Genomic DNA, 18,937 nt, shown 5'->3' with positions numbered 1-18,937 from the left:
TCCTTGCCGGCCACTGCCCACATCCGAATTTCGCTAGATAAGCTAGCGAAATGAACGGGACGCAGGCTTCCTCTCGACGCTGGTTCGGACTGGTCTTCATCAGCATCGCCGTCTCCCTGATCATCGTGGACTCGACCATCGTCAACGTGGCGATCCCGTCGATCGTCGATGAGCTGCAGATCTCCTCGACCCAGGTGCAATGGGTCCAGGAGGTGTACACCCTGGTCTTCGCCGCGCTCCTGCTCGTGTTCGGCAGTCTCGCCGATCGCTTCGGACGCCGACGGACCATGCTCATCGGCGTCGTGATCTTCGCCACGTCCTCGGTGGCGGCCGCCCTCGCCACCTCGGGCGAACTGCTGATCCTCGCGCGATTCGTCCAGGGCGTCGGCGGCGCGATGATCCTGCCCACGACCCTTTCGCTGATCAACGCCACGTTCCGCGGCCGCGAGCGCGGCATCGCGTTCGCCGTCTGGGGCTCCACCATCGGCGGCATGGCGGCGCTCGGCCCGCTGCTGGGCGGCTGGCTCACGACGGAGTTCTCGTGGCGATGGGCATTCGGCATCAACGTGCCGCTCGGCATCCTGATCATCGTCGGAGTGCTGCTCACGGTCGACGAGTCCAGGGAGGGCACGCGCCGGCGGGTGGATGCCGTGGGCGCGCTGCTGTCCGTCCTCACCAGCGCCGCTCTGGTCTTCGGTCTCATCGAGGGGCGGTCCCTGGGCTGGTGGACGACGAACGAACCCCTGACGATCGGGGCGTGGACGTGGCCGTGGGAGCTGTCCCCCGTTCCACTCGCCTTCGTCGTGTCCGCGGGCGGCCTGATCGCGTTCATCGCGTGGGGGCGGCATCGGATGCGCACGGGGCGGTCGACGCTGATCGCCTTCGGGCTGTTCCGCATCCCCTCCTTCCGCAACGGCAACATCGCGGCGCTGGTGGTCTCACTGGGCGAGTTCGGGATCATCCTGTCCCTGCCGCTGTGGCTGCAATTCGTGATCGGCTTCGACGCCCTGCAGACCGGCCTGGTCCTGCTCGCCCTCGCCATCGGTTCGTTCGTCGCCAGCGGGTTCGCCGGCGCGTTCAGCAACCGCATCGCTCCGGTGACGATCGTCCGGCTGGGGCTGATCGCCGAGATCTTCGGGGTGGCCGGGCTTGCACTCGTGATCTCCCCGACGACCCAGTGGGCGGCCCTGATCCCGTTCCTCTTCGTGTACGGCTTCGGCGTCGGCCTGGCAACCGCCCAGCTCACCGGCGTCGTGCTCGGCGATGTGCCCGTGGAGCAGAGCGGACAGGGGTCGGGAACACAGTCCACCGCTCGGCAGCTCGGCTCCGCGCTGGGCATCGCGGTGCTCGGCACCGTCCTGTTCACCAGTACGGCCATGCTTCTGGGCGCTTCGCTGGACGCGCGTGGCGTGCCCGCGGACCAGCGCGACCAGGTTGTCTCCGCCGTCGTGGACACTGCGGGGGGCGCGATCGCGGGGCTGGAGGCGGATCCGTCCACCTCCGACCTGGCCGACGAGGCGAAGGCCGCCTTCTCCACCGGCACCCAGTACGCCGCGTTCGCGGCGGCCGGGTTCCTCGTGCTCGGCCTGGCCGCGACGCTTTCGCTCGGGCAGCGGCGCCGGGGCGACCGGCCGTCAGATATACTTAGCAAGGATAATGAACTAGGCTAAGGATCGATGACTGAGCACGCAGCACCACCCTCCCCGGACCTCGCCCGCGCCGCATCGGATCTGCGTATCGCAGTGTTCCGACTCGCCCGCCGCATGCGCACCGAACGCGCTGTCGACTCGATGAGCGACGGCCAGTTCGCGGTGCTGGCCGTCCTGTCCGTCCACGGCCCGCACACGCTGACCGAACTCGCCGACCGCGAGCGCGTCTCCGCACCGTCGATGAACCGCACCGTCAACTGCCTCCAGGAGGCCGGGTACATCACCCGCTCGGCCGACGAGAGCGATGGCCGCAAAGTCGTGATCGATCTGAGCGATGACGGCCGCACCGTGGTCGACGAGACCGCACGGCGACGCGATGCGTGGGTCGAGGAAGCCCTCGCCGAGATCAGCCCCGAAGAGCGCGCGATCGTCGCGAGCGCCGCCGCCATCATGCAGAGGATGGTCGCCCGATGAGCGCGATGTTCCGTTCGTTCTCGGTCTTCAACTACCGCGTCTGGTTCATCGGCGCACTCGTGTCGAACATCGGCGCCTGGATGCAGGCGACCGCGCAGAACTGGGTGGTCCTGACCGAGCTCACCGACAATGACGCCGCCGCGATGGGCATCACCATGGCTCTGCAGTTCGCACCGCCGCTGCTGCTGGTGAGCCTCACCGGCTACGTCGCCGACCGGTTCGATCGACGCAAGCTGCTGATGGTCACCCAGCTGCTGCTGTTCCTGCTCGCCATCGCGCTCGGCGTGATGATCCTCACCGGTCACATGACGCTGATGATCATGTACGGCTTCGCTCTGGCACTGGGCGTGGTCTCCGCGTTCGACAATCCGGCCAGGCAGGCGTTCGTCTCGGACGTGGTGACGCGGGAGAACGCGTCCAACGCGGTCGCCCTGAACGCGGCATCCTTCAACGGTGCCCGCATGATCGGACCTGCCGTTGCGGGCATCGTCATCGTCGCCGTGGGCACCGGCTGGGTGTTCCTGATCAACGCGGTCACATTCTTCGGCATGATCGTCGCCCTCCTGATGATCCGCTCACACGAGCTGCTCCCGCGGGCGAACACCTCCGGGGCGTCCCGGCTGGCCGACGGCTTCCGCTACGTCGCACGGCGCCCCGACCTCGTCGTGACCTTCGCGATGGTCTTCCTGGTCGGCGCGTTCGGCATGAACTTCCCGATCTTCGCGTCGACGATGGCGCTCGAGTTCGATCAGGGAGCGGACGGATACGGGCTGCTCAGTTCGATCCTGGCGATCGGTTCGCTCGCCGGCGCCCTGCTGGCGGCCCGTCGGGACCGGGCACGCCTGCGGGTGGTCATCGGCGGCACTCTGCTGTTCGCGGTGGCCGCCGGAGTTTCGGCCTTCATGCCCTCGTACTGGGGATATGCCGCGACGCTCATGTTCACCGGCTTCGCGGTGGTCACGATGCTGACCACCGCGAACGGCTACGTGCAGACCACGACCGATCCCGCTCTGCGCGGACGCGTGCTGGCGCTGTACATGGCGATCCTCATGGGCGGAACCCCCGTCGGGGCGCCCATCGTCGGCTGGGTCGCCGCCGAATACGGCCCGCGCATGGCGATCCTCCTCGGCGCGGTGTCCGCAGTCGTGGCGTTCGCGATCGGCGGGACGTGGCTGCTCGCCACCGGCCGGTTGCATCGTTCCGAGTCCCGCCGGTTCGCGCTCACGATCGACGAGACCCTGCCGATCAGCGTCGTGCGGCCCGTCCCGGCCGAGTTCAGCGACGAGGTGGCCTCGACGACCCCGATCGGACTGCCGCGGGAGGCCCGGGAGCCTGCGCCGCGCTCGGCGTCCGTGCGAACAGACGCGGGCGAGCTGACGCGCCGGAGCTGACCCTCAGCGCCGGGGCTCGCGCAGCCCCAGGCGCACCAGATGCGCGTTGACGAAACGCCCCTCCGGGTCGAGTCGTTCGAAGACGGCTCGCGCGTCGGCGGCACGGGGGTGCACCCGCGCAATGTCGTCGGCCTCGAACAGGTGCAATTTGCCCCAGTGCGGACGTGCCCGGAACGGGGCGAGCGCGGCTTCGATGTGCGGCAGCGCCCCGCGCACCCCGGCGGGGTCGTTGCGCCAGGTGAAGTGGATGGCGACGAGATCACGCCGGTAGGCTCCGCTGAGCCAGAGATCATCGGATGCCGCGGTCCTCAGTTCGCTCACGAACAGGTGCGGCTGGATCACCGGCGCCAGCTCGCGCACCGCACGCAACGCGCCCGGTGCGTCCGATCGCGCCACGAAGTACTCCGTCTGCAGCTCGTCTCCGAAGGACGGAGTGCCGTCGAGACGGAAATGCGGAAGCCGCAGCATCCACGGTCCCGGCACGCCGCCGAGCTCGGTCAGGTCGGCGAGCCCGTCGAGCGGGTTGGCCTCGGCCACCCGCGCACCGTCCAGCAGCGCATCCGGGACCTCGTCATCGTCCGCGCCCAGGCGGGTCTTCACCCATACGTCGCCGATCAGCTCCGGCTCCCAGCGGGTGAACACGGACACGCTGTAGCCGGCGCCGGTGACGGCGTCCAGACCGGCGAGGGCGGCATCCCAGGACACCCCGCGGTAGATGTCCTGCCGCACCCGGTAGGTCGGCTGCACGGCGAGGGTGACAGCCACGATCACACCGAAGGCGCCGATCCCGACGGCGAGCGCGCCGAAGTCCGGCTCGCCCCGGAGGACCTCGCGTTCCTGCCCATCCGCGCCGATGTACCGGATGCCGCGGACCGCGCTGGTCAGCACGCCGTTGGCGTCGCCGGAACCGTGCGTCGCGGTCGCAATCGCCCCGGCGACGGAGATGTGCGGCAGCGACCCGAGGTTGTGCAGCGCACAGCCGCGCTGCTCGAGCCACAGCGCCAGTTCCCCATAACGGGTCCCTGCGGCCACGGTGACGCTCGCGGCATCCCGATCCAGTTCGTATCCCCCCGTCAACGGGGCGAGGTCGATCAGGGTCCCGGTGGTGTCGGGCAGATCGGTGAACGAGTGACGGGTCCCGAGTGCATGCACCCGCCCGCCGGTCGCGATCGCCCGCTGCACGTCCTGAACGGTGGCGGCGGCGACGATCCGGGGAGCCGCGTACTCGTGGCTTCCGGCCCAGTTGCGTGCCATGACCTCTCCTCCCGCCGCCGCGGCGCCGCGGCGATCAGGCGATCGTCTGTCCGCAGATCCCGCACAGCCCCAGCGCGGAGACCTCGACGTAGCATTCGGGGCACACTGCCCGCTGCTTCTCAGGCGCCGCGGGGGTACGCGTCGCCGCGGCGGCCCGCGGCGCCGCGGGGCGCCGCGCACGGACCGCCGGGCGCTCCAGGACCGGCTCGACCGGCGCGATCTCGGGCAGGTGCTCGGGACAGTAGAACCGGACGTAGCCGTCGTGGTGCTTGGGGTGACGGTGCTTGATCACCCACAGTTCGGTTCGGGAACGCAGTGCGGAGTCCCCTCCGCAGACGGAGCATCGGGTCTCCTCGCCGGGGAGGATCTCCGCGACGATCAGGGGCGTGTCGAACGGGATGCCATCTCGCCAGTCTGTTGATGCGGCGACCTTCATGGCTGTCCTCTCGTGCGAGCGTGGGAAGCCGACCATGACGCGCGGTCCGCGTGTCGCTCGGCTCGGTTGCGCTCCGCCGGTGGGCGTTGCGACTCTCGCGCTGTCTACGCTAGGCGACGACACCGCCACCGCGTAACCACCGGCTCATGTCGCTTCGGTGATGAATCCGAATCGCCCCGCGTGCCGCGCGGGTAATATGCCGCGGGACCGGGGTTTCCCACCCCTATGCTGAGCGACATGCATCCTCTCAGCTCGATCACGTCCCAGGCGGACGTCTCCTCGCTCTATACGACGTCGTCCCTGTTCGGTCTCGTCGTGTACATCATCACCGTCATCGCGCTGTGGAAGGTGTTCACCAAGGCCGGCTACGCAGGATGGCTCGCGATCATCCCCATCGTCAACGTCTTCGTGCTCGTGAAGATCGCCGGCTTCTCGGCGTGGATGGGCCTGCTCTACATCATCCCGATCGTCAACATCGTCTTCGCCATCATCGTCGCGCTGCGCGTGGGCAAGGGCTTCGGGCAGGGCGCGGTGTTCTCCGTGTTCCTGCTGTGGCTGATCCCGTTCGTCGGCTACCTGATCCTCGGCTTCGGCTCGGCTCAGTACCAGAAGGCGCGCGTCACCGCTTAGGCCGGAGCACACCGGCCCACTCCATCGGCGCATCCGCCGCGGCGCGAGTGGGCCGGCCCGTTTCCGAAGGCCCGCCGGCGGGGACGCCCTGTCGGCGCCGAGCGGACGGAGCCTCAGGCCTCGCGGGTGATCGTGACCTTCACGTGCAGCTGCGATTTGAACGGACCCGCGTACACGCCCCGCAGCGGCGGCACGTCGTTGTAGTCGCGGCCGCGTCCGACCAGGACATGACGATCGCCGATGTCGATGTTGTTGGTCGGATCGAAACCCTGCCATTCGCCGGCGAACCACTCGACCCACGCGTGGGACTCGCCGGTGACCGGGACCCCCACCTCCGCCTCCGGCCGCGGATGGAAGTACCCCGACACGTACCGTGCCGGGATGCCGACCTCGCGCAGTGCCCCCAGGGTGATGTGGGTGATGTCCTGGCAGACGCCTTTGCGCTCGGCCCACGCCTCCGCCGCCGTCGAATGCACGCCGGTGATGCCGTGCATGTACTCGACCGCGTTGCCGACCGCCATGGCGATCTCGTGCGCGGCGATGCCGGGCCGCTCGTGCTGGGCCGCGATGACGCGGGCGATCTCGGCGACCTCGGGGTGCGGTCGGGTGCGGCTTGTCTGGACGAGCTGCTCCACCGTCTCGATGGATCGCTCCACCTCGGTGCCCAGACGAGTCCAGGTGATGTCCGCGTGCTCCATCGGCCGCGGGCGCACCTCAACGAGTGAGCGCGCCGAGATGGTCAGCGACGCGTGCGGGGAGAGGACATCGAAAGCGGCGACGCGGGTGCCGAAGTAGTCGACGTACTGGTTGACCGAGGTCGACGGCTCGATGTCCAGCGACGAGCTCAGCACGAACTGGCTGTCGGTCGAGCTGGGCAGCATCCGCGCCTCGTTGTAGGACGCGGAGACCTCGCCGGGGTAGGAGAACCCGGTCTGATGCTCGATGCGGAGTCGCTTCACGATTGCCGCCCCAGCGGTCGGCGGGCGTGTCGGGTCGTCATGAAACCTCTCCGATCCAGCTCGGTTCGGCCTGGGTCGGGAAGAAGCGCGCCTTGATGGCCTCCGACGCCTCCCGCGTGACCTTCTGGACGGCACGCATGTGCTGCGGCAGATGGTCGAGGATCTCGCTGATCGGCCGGTACTCCAGGTCGTTGCGGATCTGCCCGAGCGCCCGCAGCACGGTGTTGGAGTGACCCACGCGATCGGCGCGGGGATCGATCGCGCTCATGCACTCCTCCGCACGCTGGATCGAGTAGATGATCGACCGCGGAAACAGCCGGTCCAGCAGCAGGAACTCGGCCGCATTCCGGGCGCTCGGCATGCCGCGGTACGTCCGCAGATAGGCCTCGTACGCACCGCAGGAGCGCAGGATCGTCGTCCACGACGGTCCGGATGCCTCGGTCAGGGACCTGGTCGCGAGCAGGCGCGCGGTCATGTCGGCCCGTTCGATGCTCCGACCGAGCGTGAAGAACTGCCACGCCTCGTCCCGGCTGGTGGAGGAGTCGACGGTGCCGACCGCGAGCGCGGCCCGCTCGCGCACCCATTTGAAGAACTCGTGGGCCTTGTCGGCCTGCAGCCGCCGCGGCATCCGTGAATTGGTGGTGTTGAGCGTCTCCCACAGTTCGGTCGAGACGATCTCACGCGCACGGCGGGCGTTCTCGCGGGACGCCTGCAGCGCGTAGGAGATGGATGCCGGATTCATCTGGTCGACCGCGAGCCTGGCCAGCACGTCCTGGCGGCGCACCACCTCGTCGGGTCCGGGCGGGAGGGCGCCCATCACCAGCAGAAGCGAGCGGCACGCGGTGTCCTCGTCGATCCACGGATCCTCGAGCAGGAGCTGCAGGTGCACGTCGAGGATGCGCGCGGTGCCGTCGCTGCGCTCGATGTACCGCCCGATCCAGAACAGGCTCTCGGCGATCCGGCTCAGCATGCGGCACCATCCTCTTCCCCGCGAGACTGCAACGGGGCATCCAGACAGTGCGGTTTACCCGCAGTCTCGAGGCGCGGATGCAGTCTCGCGGTCGACGGGATGGTGGCATCGCGAGCCTGCTGCTGCTGCTCCTGCTGCTCCACGCGCGTGCGCGGGCGATCCTGCGGAGAGTGGGTGGGGGGCGGCTGCCCGTCGTAGATGATCGGGATCGCTGCGGTGATCGTCGCGGCCTGATCGGCCACCAGGCCGGCCAGTCCGCTTCCCTGCCCGTACTCGACGTGCGAGGGGGCGGAGCCGCCGACGATCCACGTGTCCTTCGAGCCGCCGCCCTGGCTGGAGTTGACCACGAGCTGCCCCTCCGGCAGTGCGACACGGGTCAGTCCGCCCGGAAGCACCCAGATGTCCTCCCCGTCGTTGACGGCGAACGGGCGCAGATCGGCGTGCCGCGGGCGCATGCCGTCCTCCACGAGCGTCGGGATCGTCGAGAGCATGACCACCGGCTGGGCGATCCACCCGCGCGGGTCGGCGCGCAGCCGCTCGCGCAGAGTCTCCAGCTCGGCCGGTGACGCGTCCGGACCGACCACCAGCCCCTTTCCGCCGGAGCCGTCGACGGGCTTGATGACGAGCTCGTCGAGCCGGTCCAGCACCTCCTCCAGTGCGCCGGGATCCTCGAGCCGCCACGTGTCGACGTTCTTGAGGATCGGCTCCTCGGCGAGGTAGTACCGGATCAGCTCCGGGACATAGGTATAGAGCAGCTTGTCGTCGGCCACGCCGTTGCCCACCGCGTTGGCGATCGTGACGTTGCCCAGCCGCGCGGCGAGCATGAGTCCCGGTGCGCCGAGCATCGAGTCGGCGCGGAACTGCAGCGGGTCCAGGAATTCGTCGTCGACGCGACGGTAGATCACATCGACGCGCTGCGGTCCCCGGGTCGTGCGCATGAACACCTTGCCGCCGACGCAGAGCAGATCGCGCCCTTCGACGAGCTCGACACCCATCAGCCGCGCGAGCAGCGTGTGCTCGAAGTACGCGGAGTTGTAGACCCCCGGAGTGAGCACCACGACGTTGGGGTCCTCGATGCCGGCGGGCGCGGAGGCGCGCAGCGCGGCGAGGAGCTTGTTCGGGTAATCGCCGACCGGACGCACGCGCATCGACACGAACAGCTCGGGCAGCGTCTGGGCCATCACGCGGCGGTTGGAGATGACGTAGCTGACCCCGGACGGGACCCGCACGTTGTCCTCCAGCACGCGCATCTCTCCGTGCTCGTCACGGATCAGATCGATCCCCGAGACCTGGATGCGCACCCCGTTGGCCGAGCGGATGCCGGCAGCCTGACGGTAGAAATACTGGGACGAGGCGATCAGCCCGGCCGGCAGGACGCCGTCGCGCACGCAGTGCTGGCGGCCGTATGCATCGTCGAGGAAGGCCTCCAGCGCGCGCACGCGCTGCTTGACCCCCGCCTCGACCCGCGACCACTCGTCGAACGTGATGACCCGGGGAACGGCATCCAACGGGAATGGGCGTTCCTCGCCGGCGAAATCGAACGTCACACCCTGGGCGAGGTACGAACTGGCGAGCGATTCGGTCCGACCGCGCAGCTCCTCCTGAGTCATCTGGGCCAGTGCCTGGTAGAGCTCGCGATACGCCTCGCGGGACTGCGCTGCCTCGCCCGGATGCGAAGGGCTGCCGAACATCTCATCGAAGGCGGGGATGCCGGATGCGCTCTTTCGGGGTGCCAATGTTGACCCGTAGCCGTCGAAAAGATCACCCATTCCACGACTCTAGTCGGGGGTGTGTTGCCCGCATGTTTCGTGCGATCCCGGTGTGAAGCGCGCGCCGCCCCGCCCGGCGCGGCGCGAGCGTAGGCTTCAGCCGTGGGGAGCGGGACGAGGGGTCGACGGCTCGCGGCGGCGGGGGCCGGCGTTGCCGCAGCCGTGCTCGGCGGCGGTGTGGGAGAGCTGACGGCGACCCTGATGTGGCCCGATGCGAGCCCGATCGCCGCGATCGGCTCCGCCCTGATCGATCTCGCGCCGCCCTGGGCCAAGGATGCCGCGATCGCGCTGTTCGGGACCGACGACAAGCTCGCGCTGATCATCGGCATCGGCATCGTGCTGGTGGTGCTCGCGGCGATCACCGGGCTGGTGGAGCTGCGGTGGCCGCCGTTCGGCATCGCCGCGATGATCCTGTTCGGCGGAGTGGGCGCCGTCGCCGCCGTCACCCGGGCCGATCCCGCCCCGCTGGACTGGGTGCCCTCGGTGGTCGCCGGCGCCGCAGCGGCCCTGGCTCTGGCCCTGCTGATGGCCCGGGTACCCGGGCGTCTGAAGGTCGCACCGATCGCGGTGCCCGAGCGCGCGACGGAGCCCGAACCGGACCCGGCCGAGCAGTCCACACCACTCCAACGCCGCACCTTCCTGCTCTGGACGGTGGGCACCGTGGCGGTGGGCGTGCTGGCGGCGGTGGGTTCTTCGCTCGCCCGCGCCGGCGTCCACGCCGTGACCGCGGTCAGGGACGCACTGACGCTGCCGGCTCCGGCCGTCGCGGCGCCGCCGGTGCCGGCCACGGCCGAGCTCGACGTTCCCGGCCTGGCGCCGGTGGTCACCCCCAACGCGCAGTTCTACCGCATCGACACGGCGCTCCTGGTGCCCCAGGTGGACCCGGCGGACTGGACTCTGCGCATCCACGGACTGGTCGGCACCGAGGTCACCATCACGTGGGATGAGCTGCTGGCGCTGCCGCTGCAGGAGAGCTACACCACCCTCGCGTGCGTGTCGAACGAGGTCGGCGGCGATTTGATCGGCAACGCGCTGTGGCTCGGCTACCCGATCCGCGACCTCCTGGCGCGGGCCGCGCCGACCGCCGAGGCGGACATGGTGCTCTCGCACTCGATCGACGGATTCACCGCCAGCTCGCCGCTGGCGGCTCTGACCGACGCGCGCAATGCGATCCTGGCGATCGCGATGAACGGCGAGCCGCTGCCACCCGAACACGGCTTCCCGGTGCGAATGGTCGTGCCCGGCCTGTACGGCTACGTGTCGGCGACGAAGTGGGTCACCGAGCTGGAGGTCACGCGGTTCGACGCGGTCAGCGCGTACTGGACGACCCGCGGATGGTCCGAGCGCGGGCCGATCAAGCTGCAGTCGAGGATCGACGTGCCCCGCAAAGCGCAGGGTCTGAAATCCGGGGAGACGGTCATCGCCGGAGTCGCCTGGCAGCCGACGGTGGGCATTGCGGCCGTCGAGGTGCAGGTCGACGAGGAACCCTGGCAGACGGCGACGCTGGCGACAGCCATCTCCGATGACACGTGGGTGCAGTGGATGCTGCCCTGGACGGCGACCACCGGCAACCACGTGATCCGATGCCGGGCAACCAGCAAGACAGGGGAGGTCCAGACCGAGACGCGCACCCGGACAGACCCCGATGGCGCCAGCGGGTGGCCGGAGCGATTCGTGGAGGTCTTCTGACGCCGACCCCTCGTACGCCTAGCGGTCGCTGGTACGCATGGCGTTGACCTTCTGCGATCAGCCCGCAATGCTGGAAAGGCGGACCCCCGGTCGCCGATCGGACGCGCAACGGCGACGGAGGCGGTATGACCGAGCGGATCACGGTGGCTGAGGCGATCGGCAGGACGATCGCCTCACGGGGCGGGGCGCACATCTTCGGTGTCGTCGGAAGCGGCAACTTCCATGTCACCAACGCGATGATCGACGCCGGGATGCCGTTCACCGCGACGCGGCACGAGATGGGTGCGGCCACGATGGCCGACGCGTTCAGCCGCACCACCCCCGGGCGCCTGGCCGTGCTGTCCGTGCACCAGGGCTGCGGGTTGACCAACGCCCTGACCGGCATCGCGGAGGCGGCCAAGTGCCACACGCCGCTGCTCGTCGTCACCGGTGACACCGCGGCGGGCGATGTCACCTCGAACTTCTACATCGACCAGGACGCCGCCGTCGCCTCCGTCGGCGCCACTCCTGCGCGGATCCGCACGCCGGCGTCGGCCGTGGTGGACACCGCCGCCGCAATCCGCACCGCCGTGGTGGGGCGCGAGACCGTCGTGCTCTCGCTGCCGGTCGATCTTCAGGAGGAGTACGTCGACTTCGACGAAGCCGCCATCCCCCTCTTTCCCGCGCCTGCGCCCTCCGGCCCCTCACCCGAGGAGCTCGCGCACCTGGTGGGACTGCTGACCGCGGCGGAGCGCCCGGTCATCGTGGGAGGACGTGGCGCGTGGGGTGCGAAGGACGAACTGCGACGGCTGGCCGCGGCATCCGGTGCCCTGCTGGTCACCTCCGCGGCCGGGCGCGGTCTGTTCGTCGAGGACGAATGGGCGCTGGACGTCATGGGCGGCTTCGCCACCGAGGGCGCGGCGGAGCTCATCTCCGGCGCCGATGTCCTGGTCGCCTTCGGCGCCGCGCTCAACACGTGGACCACCCGCAGCGGCGAGCTGCTGCAGACGGCCACGACCGTGCAGGTCGATGACCGCGCCGACGCGATCGGCCTGCATCGCACGGTCGACCTCGGCATCGTCGGGGATGCCGCATCCGTCGCCGCCGCAGTCGCGGACGCGGTCCACAAGCGCGCACCGGGCAAGGCGGGCTATCGCACCCCCGACGTTGCGGAGCGGGTGCGCCGGTTCCGGTACTGGAAGGACCAGCCGTTCACACCGCGACCGACGGCGGAGCGCGTCGATCCGCAGGAGCTGACGAACGCCCTGGATGCCATCCTCCCGATCGAGCGGGTCGTCGTGCCGGACGGCGGAAACGTCAACTGCTATCCGGGCGCGCACCTGCGGGTGCCGGACGAGCGCGGGTACTGCATCCCGCTGTCGTTCCAGGCGATCGGCATGGGGCTGGCCGCCGGAATCGGCGCCGGAGTCGCGCAGCCGGACAGACTCCCGGTCGTCGGCACGGGCGACGGGGCGTTCCTGATGTCGCTCGTCGAGCTCGACACGGCCGTGCGGCTCGGGCTGGGCATGGTTGTGATCGTCTACAACGACGACGCGTACGGGGCGGAAGTCAACCTCTTCGAGCCGTACACCGACAAGCTCGACCTGGTGCGGTTCCCCGAGACGGACATCGCCGCCATCGCCCGGGGATACGGCTGCGAGGGGATCACCGTCCGCAGCGTCGCCGACCTCGATGCGGTGCGGGACTGGGTCGACGGTCCCCGAGACCGCCCCCTCGTGATCGACGCCAAAATCGCCAAGTTCCCGTCCTGGCTGATGGCGCGCCGCCACCGCCGGTCCACCGCCCCGGGTGAGCCGGTGCGCATCTCCCATTGACCACCCGGGTCCGTACGCATTGCGACGTACGGACCGCATTGCGTACACTAGATCACGTCGGCCGCACGACCATTCCTTCCGCGCCGACCGCATGAGACGAGGACGACCATGCCAGATTCACCCAGCGACGCCGTCAGGCCCCTGCGCAGCAACCTCCCGCCCACATCCGCGCTGGGCATCGCCCGTCGGGCGCAATGGCGCTCGCTCGGGATCCCGGCCGGCGACCTGCTCAAGCCCAAGGTCGCGATCGTCAACACGTCCTCCGAGCTGGCCGCCTGCTACGCCCACCTCGACGAGGTCGCCGACGCGCTCAAGACCGAGCTGCGCGCCCTGGGCGTGCTGCCGTTCGAGATCCGCACGGTCGCCCCGAGTGACTTCGTCACGAGCGCCGGCCGCGCCGGCCGGTACATCCTCCCCAGCCGCGATCTGATCGTCAACGACATCGAAGCCGCGGTCGAGGGCGCCAAACTCGACGCGATGATCTGCCTCAGCTCGTGCGACAAGACCACCCCCGCGCATCTGATGGCGGCCGGGCGTCTGGACATCCCCACCATCATCGTGCCCTGCGGGTACCAGCATTCCGGACTCGCGGAGGGCCGCGAAGCCGACGTCGAGGAGGTGTTCCTGCTGGCCGCCAAGGCGGCCGTCACCGGCGAGTCCACCGAGCACCTCGAGGAGCTCGCCGACGACGCGATCCTCGGCCCGGGGGTGTGCGCGGGGCTGGCGACGGCGAACTCGATGCACATGGTCGCCGAGGCGATCGGCATGGCCGTCCCCGGCGCGGCTCCGGTCCGCGCCAACAGCGAACCGATGTGGGATTCGGTCCGCCGGTCCGCGGCCGCCCTGGTCGACCTCATCGAACGGGACATCCGGCCCCGTGCCATCATCACGGACGGCTCCATCCGCAACGCCGTGCGCACGATGCTGGCTGTGGGCGGCTCGATCAACACGATCAAGCACCTCCAGGCGATCGCGGTCGAATCCGGTCTGGACATCGACGTGTGGGAGACCTTCCGCACGCTGGGCCGCGACACGCCCCTCCTGGCCTCGGTGCGCCCGAACGGTCCGTGGCTCGTGGAGCAGTTCGAAGACGTCGGCGGCGGGGCGACCATCCTGCGCGAGCTGCTGCCGCTGCTCGACGGCGACCAGCTCACCGTGACCGGCAAGACGATCGCCGAGAACGCCGCCGACGCCCGGCCGGCCGACGGGGAGATCATCCGCCCGATCGCCGACCCGTTCGGCACCGACCCCGCGATCGCGGTGCTGCGAGGCACGCTCGCGCCGGGCGGAGCCGTCGCCAAGCGTCCGGTGCCCGACCCGGGGCCGCGCCGGTTCACCGGCCCGGCCCGCATCTTCGCCAACCGCGAGGAGGCCATCGACGGCATCTCGAACGGGCGGCTGCGCCATGGCGATGTCGCCGTGATCCGCGGCATCGGCGTCTCGGGCGCACCCGGCATGGGGCTGACCAGCGCGTTCATCTTCGCCCTGCACGCGAAGGGCCTCGCCCAGAGCGTCGCTCTGGTCACCGACGGACAGTTCAGCGGCCTGGTCAACCAGGGCATGACGGTGGGCGAGGTCTCCCCCGAGGCCGCGGCCCCCGGGGCGCCGCTCGGCCTCGTGCAGGACGACGACATCATCGACATCGACCTGGCCACCGGCAGCCTCGATCTGCTCGTGGATCCGGCCGAGCTCGCCGCCCGGCCGCCGTACGCGCCCCCGGCGGACCGCGACACCGGCGGCGGCATGCTCGACCAGTACGAGCAGCTCGTCCAGCCGCTCAGCTGCGGAGCCGTGCTGTGCGCACGCCCCGCCGGGCCCTGCACGTCGGACGCCTCGGACGAGGCATCCGCCCTTTCACTGACGGAGACCGCATGAGCACCCCCACCATCCACCTGCCCGCCGCCGACGTGCCGGTCATCGGCGAGTACGACGTCGTCGTGGTCGGTGGCGGCCCCGCCGGCATCATGGCCGCCACCGCCGCGGCGCGCGCGGGCCGATCGACTCTGCTCATCGAGCGCTACGGCTTCCTCGGCGGCGCCGGGACCATGGGCGGCCTCGCCACGTTCTGCGGGCTGCACGCGCGGATCTACGGCGAGGACCGACGCGTCATCCGCGGCTACGCCGACGAGCTGCTGGACCGCATGGCCGCGATGGACGGACTGAACGAGCCGCACCTCTCGGTGGACAACCGCATCCAGGCGCTCTCGTACGACATCTCCGTCCTGAAGATCGCCGCCGACGAGCTTGTCCTGGCCAGCGGCGCCGAGCTGCTCTTCCATACCGCCGTCGTCGACGTCGTGATGGCCGACACTGCAAAGATCGACGCCGTCGTGGTGGAGTCCAAGTCCGGTCGCGCCGCGATCCGCGGCCGCTTCTTCATCGACGGCTCGGGCGACGGCGACCTGGCCGCCTGGTCGGGGGCGCCGTTCGAGCGCTCCGAACACCTCATGTACCCGTCGCTGATGTTCCGCATCAACGGGGTGCACCCCGAAGAGGCCGGCGAGGCGTGGAAGACCATCCGCCGGATCATGGAGGAGGCCGAAGAGGCCGGCACGCACAGCTTTCCCCGCAAGAAGCCGATCGTGCGCCCGCAGCGCAACCCGCTGGAATGGCGCTCGAACCTGACGCAGCTCTCCAACGAGGACGGCTCGGCCGTCGACGGCACGAACGTGGAGCAGCTCACCCGCGGCGAGATCCAGGGCCGCCAGCAGGTCAAGGACACGTTCGCGTTCATCAAAGCCGTCACCCCCGGCTTCCAGGACTCCTACATCGTGGACATCGCCCCCTCGATCGGAATCCGCGAGACCCGCCGCATCGTCGGGCCGTACCAGCTGACCGAGGACGACGTCCTCGGCTGCGCCGACTTCGACGACACCATCGGCGTGAACGGCTGGCCCGTCGAAGCGCACGTGGTCGGCGACGTGGAATTCCGCTTCGCGCCGGTCGACTCCCGCGGGTACAACCAGCTCCCGTACCGGATGCTGGTGCCTCAGGTCGTCGAGAACCTGCTGGTCGCCGGGCGCTGCGCATCGATGACCCAGGGTGGCCAGTCCTCCGGGCGGGTCACCGGACCGTGCTTCGTGATGGGCCAGGCCGCAGGCACAGCCGCCGACCTGGCGCTCAGTGCGGGCACCAGCGCTGCCGGCATCGACATCGGCGAGCTCCAGGCCCGCCTCACCGCCGCAGGCGCCTACCTGGGCACCACCCTGCCGACCGGCATCGCCGCGCCGGTCAGCTAGCCAGTGCGCCCGGCGTTGCGCGCGACACGCGCGCGATGACCGGGCGCCGCTATGCCCGGGCCGCCCGGAACAGCTGCGGATTCGCGCTGCGGTAGGTGCGCGCGACCCGCACAGCGGCATCCCGCAGGACCGGGACGACGTCCTCGATCATGCTCTGCTCCGACTCGCGCACCGTGGTCGATGACGCTGCCAGCGCCCCGACCGCCTCGGAGTCGACGAGGATCGGCACGGCGGCCGCGAGCATCCCGGGATGAAGCTCCTCGACCGAGACGTCGAAGCCGCGCTCACGCACCAGCGCGAGTCGGTCGCGCAGGTCGGACTCGTCCACGATCGTCTGCGGTGTGTGACCCTCGAGGGGGGCGACGCGGAAGTAGTCGTCCACCGCCGTATCCGGCGCGTTCGCGAGCAGCACCTTGCCCAGCGCCGTCGCGTGCGCCGGCAGGCGCATCCCCACACGCACCGCGTCGGGAAGCGGACGGCGGTCCTCCACGCGGGCGACGTGGATGATGTCGACGCCGTCCAGCACGCCCACACTGCAGGTCTCGCCCGTGCGCTCGACCACCTCTCCCATGAAGGGGTAGGCGACCTCGGGCAGCGAGGCGGTGGAGAAGTATCCGGCGCTGAGCTCGAGGATCCGGGGGGTCAGGCTCCACATGCCGTTCTGCGAGCGGGCGTAGCCGAGGTGGGCGAAGGTGAGCAGGATGCGTCGCACCACCGGGCGCGGAAGGCCGACCCGGGCGACGATCTCACTGGGGCTCAGCGCCGCGTCGTGACCACCGAAGGCCCGGAGCACCTCGATGCCGCGCTCGATGCTCTGGATTCGATCGCGGGACCTGTCTTCCGCCACTGGTATGCCGCCGTCCCGATACACGCGCGCTTCGCGTTGCGATCCCATCCTAGGGATCGCAACGCGAAGCGACGTGGAGACCCGCTGCTGCTACGCGCTGACGTTCCGCAGCCCGTACACGGACTCGTGCCACGGGATCACGAACCGCTTGGCCTCGTTGACGATCAGATACAGCACGAGGCCGATGATCGACAGCAAGAGGATCAGCGCGAACGTCCTCGCCGCATCCAGGGAGTTCATCGCGGAGACGACCATGTTTCCGAGGCCGTTGTTGCCGCCCAGGTACTCGCCCACGATGGCGCCGATCGTCGCCAGGACGATGCCGACCTCCATGCCCGCGAACAGGTACGGCTGCAGGCTGCGCATGTCCAGCTGCAGGAACGTCTGACGCCTGCTCGCGTTCAGGCTCTGCATCACCTCACGGTGGCCCTGCTCGACCGAACGCACGCCGAGCAGCACGTTGAGCATGATCGGGAAGAACGCCAGCAGCGCCGCCAGGACGACCTTGGAGGTCAGACCGAAACCGAACCAGATCACGAACAGGGGCACGAAGGCCACCTTCGGAGCAACCTGCGCGATGACGATCAGGGGCCGGAGGCTGAGTTCCAGCCATTGCACCTTGCCCAGGACGACGCCCACCACCACACCGCACACGACCGCGATCACGAAGCCGATGATGACCTCGCTCACCGTCACGACGACGGCCGCCCACGTGCGCGGTTCGGACAGCAGCTGGATGAACGATGCGCCCACGGCCTGCGGCGGCGGGAAGATGAACGGGTTGACGTTCAGCAGCGTCACAATCGCCCACCAGGCGACGACGATGATGACCACGAGCGACGGCGTGACGATCCACGGCAGTGCTTTCAACATTCGGGGTGACATGTCGTCATTCCTCCTCGTCGAGGTCGCGACGCAGGATGCGCACGATCTCGTTGAACTCAGGGGTCGTGGTGACCTCGACGGCGCGAGGCTTGGGGAATTCCGCCGGCAGGATCTGACGGATCCGACCGGGACGGGGGGTCATGTGCACGACCCGGTCCGCGAGGAAGACCGCCTCGGGGATGTCGTGCGTGACGAAGACCACCGTCGAATTCGTCTCCAGCACGATGCGCTGAAGCTCCAGGTTCATCCGCTCTCGGGTGAGCGCGTCCAGCGCCCCGAACGGCTCGTCCATCAGCAGAAGTTCCGGCTCCGTGCTCAGCGCCCGCGCGATGGCGGCGCGCTGGCGCATCCCTCCGGACAGCTCACGCGGGTAGGAGCGCTCGAACCCGGTGAGGCCGACCAGCCGCGCCAGCTCGGCAGCCCGCTCCCGCCGCTCGGCTTTGCCCACGCCTCGGAGCTTGAGCGGTAGGGCGATGTTGTCCAGGATGGAGAACCACGGGAACAGGTTGCTCTCCTGGAACACGAAGCCCAGCTTCGTGACCGCGGACGGATCCACGTGACCGCCGCGCCACAGCGACTTGCCGTCGACCTCGACGGTGCCGGTGCTGGGCGGGAGCAGTCCGCCGATCATGCGCAGCAGGGTGGTCTTGCCGCAGCCGGAGCGGCCGATCAGGGCGACGAACTCGCCCCGCTCGATGCTCAGGTTCACGCCGGAGACCGCGTGGGTGACGCCGTTGCGGGTGTGGAAGTCGCGCCCGATGTCCTGGATGCGCAACCGCGGTGGCTCTACGGCGACGGGTGATGCGCTCGGCACGAGCGTCTCATTTGTCATGGGAGGTGTTGCCTCTCGTATCGGTGTGCCGCGCCGTCCCCCCCCGGGAACGCGTGGGGCGGCGCCGGCCGGGGGGGGGGGGGAGTCGGGGGGGCCGGA

The 18,937-nt window shown here is 69.7% G+C and carries 16 protein-coding genes; 8 read left to right on the top strand and 8 right to left on the bottom strand.

What is annotated here, in order from left to right:
• Positions 1–50: 50 nt before the first annotated feature.
• The 3 genes from NQ152_RS06095 to NQ152_RS06085 are packed head-to-tail and all read left to right on the top strand — an operon-like array spanning position 51 to position 3,514.
• A complete protein-coding gene (locus NQ152_RS06095) occupies positions 51–1,670 on the top strand; it encodes a DHA2 family efflux MFS transporter permease subunit (RefSeq protein ID WP_257523366.1) in 1,620 nt (539 codons plus the stop codon).
• Positions 1,671–1,676: 6 nt separating this feature from the next.
• A complete protein-coding gene (locus NQ152_RS06090; protein ID WP_257501262.1) occupies positions 1,677–2,123 on the top strand; it encodes a MarR family winged helix-turn-helix transcriptional regulator in 447 nt (148 codons plus the stop codon).
• A complete protein-coding gene (locus tag NQ152_RS06085; RefSeq protein ID WP_257501263.1) occupies positions 2,120–3,514 on the top strand; it encodes an MFS transporter in 1,395 nt (464 codons plus the stop codon). Before NQ152_RS06090 ends, NQ152_RS06085 begins: the two co-directional genes overlap by 4 nt.
• A gap of 3 nt (positions 3,515–3,517) precedes the next feature.
• On the opposite strand, the gene NQ152_RS06080 is transcribed toward NQ152_RS06085, so the two are convergent.
• Positions 3,518–4,768: an FAD-binding protein gene (locus NQ152_RS06080; protein ID WP_257523365.1), complete on the bottom strand. Its 1,251-nt coding sequence runs from the start codon at positions 4,766–4,768 to the stop codon at positions 3,518–3,520.
• 34 nt (positions 4,769–4,802) lie between these two features.
• A complete protein-coding gene (locus NQ152_RS06075) occupies positions 4,803–5,204 on the bottom strand; it encodes a glucose-6-phosphate dehydrogenase (protein ID WP_257501265.1) in 402 nt (133 codons plus the stop codon).
• A gap of 237 nt (positions 5,205–5,441) precedes the next feature.
• Here NQ152_RS06075 and NQ152_RS06070 point away from each other — a divergent pair, with 237 nt between their 5' ends.
• Entirely contained in the window at positions 5,442–5,834 is a 393-nt protein-coding gene (locus NQ152_RS06070) for a DUF5684 domain-containing protein (protein WP_257523364.1), read from the top strand.
• Between the two features lie 113 nt (positions 5,835–5,947).
• Here NQ152_RS06070 and NQ152_RS06065 read toward each other — a convergent pair whose 3' ends face one another.
• From NQ152_RS06065 to NQ152_RS06055, 3 genes are read right to left on the bottom strand one after another with little or no spacing between them, the layout of a single operon-like run.
• Positions 5,948–6,793, bottom strand: coding sequence for a transglutaminase family protein (locus NQ152_RS06065; RefSeq protein ID WP_257523363.1), 846 nt, complete (start codon positions 6,791–6,793; stop codon positions 5,948–5,950).
• Between the two features lie 37 nt (positions 6,794–6,830).
• Complete coding sequence (locus tag NQ152_RS06060; RefSeq protein ID WP_257501268.1) at positions 6,831–7,763, bottom strand: alpha-E domain-containing protein; 933 nt, start codon at positions 7,761–7,763, stop codon at positions 6,831–6,833.
• Positions 7,757–9,532 carry a circularly permuted type 2 ATP-grasp protein gene (locus NQ152_RS06055; RefSeq protein WP_257523362.1) on the bottom strand — a complete coding sequence of 592 codons (1,776 nt, stop codon included), beginning with the start codon at positions 9,530–9,532 and terminating at the stop codon, positions 7,757–7,759. The genes NQ152_RS06060 and NQ152_RS06055 overlap by 7 nt, the downstream gene beginning before the upstream one ends.
• A 201-nt stretch (positions 9,533–9,733) precedes the next feature.
• Between NQ152_RS06055 and NQ152_RS06050 the strand changes: the two genes are divergently transcribed.
• The 4 genes from NQ152_RS06050 to NQ152_RS06035 all read left to right on the top strand — a co-directional run bounded on the left by NQ152_RS06050 (position 9,734) and on the right by NQ152_RS06035 (position 16,274).
• A complete protein-coding gene (locus NQ152_RS06050) occupies positions 9,734–11,221 on the top strand; it encodes a molybdopterin-dependent oxidoreductase (protein ID WP_306815714.1) in 1,488 nt (495 codons plus the stop codon).
• Positions 11,222–11,346: 125 nt separating this feature from the next.
• Positions 11,347–13,035 carry a thiamine pyrophosphate-binding protein gene (locus NQ152_RS06045; RefSeq protein WP_257523360.1) on the top strand — a complete coding sequence of 563 codons (1,689 nt, stop codon included), beginning with the start codon at positions 11,347–11,349 and terminating at the stop codon, positions 13,033–13,035.
• Between the two features lie 108 nt (positions 13,036–13,143).
• Complete coding sequence (locus NQ152_RS06040) at positions 13,144–14,910, top strand: dihydroxy-acid dehydratase (RefSeq protein ID WP_257523359.1); 1,767 nt, start codon at positions 13,144–13,146, stop codon at positions 14,908–14,910.
• Complete coding sequence (locus NQ152_RS06035; protein WP_257523358.1) at positions 14,907–16,274, top strand: FAD-dependent oxidoreductase; 1,368 nt, start codon at positions 14,907–14,909, stop codon at positions 16,272–16,274. The genes NQ152_RS06040 and NQ152_RS06035 overlap by 4 nt, the downstream gene beginning before the upstream one ends.
• 49 nt (positions 16,275–16,323) lie before the next feature.
• Here NQ152_RS06035 and NQ152_RS06030 read toward each other — a convergent pair whose 3' ends face one another.
• From NQ152_RS06030 to NQ152_RS06020, 3 genes are read right to left on the bottom strand one after another with little or no spacing between them, the layout of a single operon-like run.
• On the bottom strand, positions 16,324–17,169 hold the full coding sequence (locus tag NQ152_RS06030) for an IclR family transcriptional regulator C-terminal domain-containing protein (protein ID WP_257501274.1): 846 nt from the start codon (positions 17,167–17,169) through the stop codon (positions 16,324–16,326).
• Between the two features lie 42 nt (positions 17,170–17,211).
• Positions 17,212–18,006: an ABC transporter permease gene (locus NQ152_RS06025; RefSeq protein WP_257501275.1), complete on the bottom strand. Its 795-nt coding sequence runs from the start codon at positions 18,004–18,006 to the stop codon at positions 17,212–17,214.
• Between the two features lie 4 nt (positions 18,007–18,010).
• Positions 18,011–18,838 (bottom strand): ABC transporter ATP-binding protein, encoded by an 828-nt coding sequence (locus NQ152_RS06020; RefSeq protein ID WP_257501276.1) that lies wholly within the window; start codon positions 18,836–18,838, stop codon positions 18,011–18,013.
• Between the last annotated feature and the right edge of the window lie 99 nt (positions 18,839–18,937).

This window comes from Microbacterium sp. zg.B48 (assembly GCF_024623505.1).
Taxonomy (GTDB): domain Bacteria; phylum Actinomycetota; class Actinomycetes; order Actinomycetales; family Microbacteriaceae; genus Microbacterium.
The sequence above is the reverse complement of the archived record's forward strand: the minus strand, read 5'-3'. Positions and strand labels throughout refer to the sequence as shown.

Excerpts from the sequence above, each read along its gene's own strand:
- NQ152_RS06095 (WP_257523366.1), top strand. The coding sequence starts at position 51 with ATGAACGGGACGCAGGCTTCCTCTCGACGCTGGTTCGGACTGGTCTTC.
- NQ152_RS06090 (WP_257501262.1), top strand. The coding sequence starts at position 1,677 with ATGACTGAGCACGCAGCACCACCCTCCCCGGACCTCGCCCGCGCCGCA.
- NQ152_RS06085 (WP_257501263.1), top strand. The coding sequence starts at position 2,120 with ATGAGCGCGATGTTCCGTTCGTTCTCGGTCTTCAACTACCGCGTCTGG.
- NQ152_RS06080 (WP_257523365.1), bottom strand. The coding sequence starts at position 4,768 with ATGGCACGCAACTGGGCCGGAAGCCACGAGTACGCGGCTCCCCGGATC.
- NQ152_RS06075 (WP_257501265.1), bottom strand. The coding sequence starts at position 5,204 with ATGAAGGTCGCCGCATCAACAGACTGGCGAGATGGCATCCCGTTCGAC.
- NQ152_RS06070 (WP_257523364.1), top strand. The coding sequence starts at position 5,442 with ATGCATCCTCTCAGCTCGATCACGTCCCAGGCGGACGTCTCCTCGCTC.
- NQ152_RS06060 (WP_257501268.1), bottom strand. The coding sequence starts at position 7,763 with ATGCTGAGCCGGATCGCCGAGAGCCTGTTCTGGATCGGGCGGTACATC.
- NQ152_RS06055 (WP_257523362.1), bottom strand. The coding sequence starts at position 9,532 with ATGGGTGATCTTTTCGACGGCTACGGGTCAACATTGGCACCCCGAAAG.
- NQ152_RS06050 (WP_306815714.1), top strand. The coding sequence starts at position 9,734 with ATGTGGCCCGATGCGAGCCCGATCGCCGCGATCGGCTCCGCCCTGATC.
- NQ152_RS06045 (WP_257523360.1), top strand. The coding sequence starts at position 11,347 with ATGACCGAGCGGATCACGGTGGCTGAGGCGATCGGCAGGACGATCGCC.
- NQ152_RS06040 (WP_257523359.1), top strand. The coding sequence starts at position 13,144 with ATGCCAGATTCACCCAGCGACGCCGTCAGGCCCCTGCGCAGCAACCTC.
- NQ152_RS06035 (WP_257523358.1), top strand. The coding sequence starts at position 14,907 with ATGAGCACCCCCACCATCCACCTGCCCGCCGCCGACGTGCCGGTCATC.
- NQ152_RS06030 (WP_257501274.1), bottom strand. The coding sequence starts at position 17,169 with ATGGGATCGCAACGCGAAGCGCGCGTGTATCGGGACGGCGGCATACCA.
- NQ152_RS06025 (WP_257501275.1), bottom strand. The coding sequence starts at position 18,006 with ATGTCACCCCGAATGTTGAAAGCACTGCCGTGGATCGTCACGCCGTCG.
- NQ152_RS06020 (WP_257501276.1), bottom strand. The coding sequence starts at position 18,838 with ATGACAAATGAGACGCTCGTGCCGAGCGCATCACCCGTCGCCGTAGAG.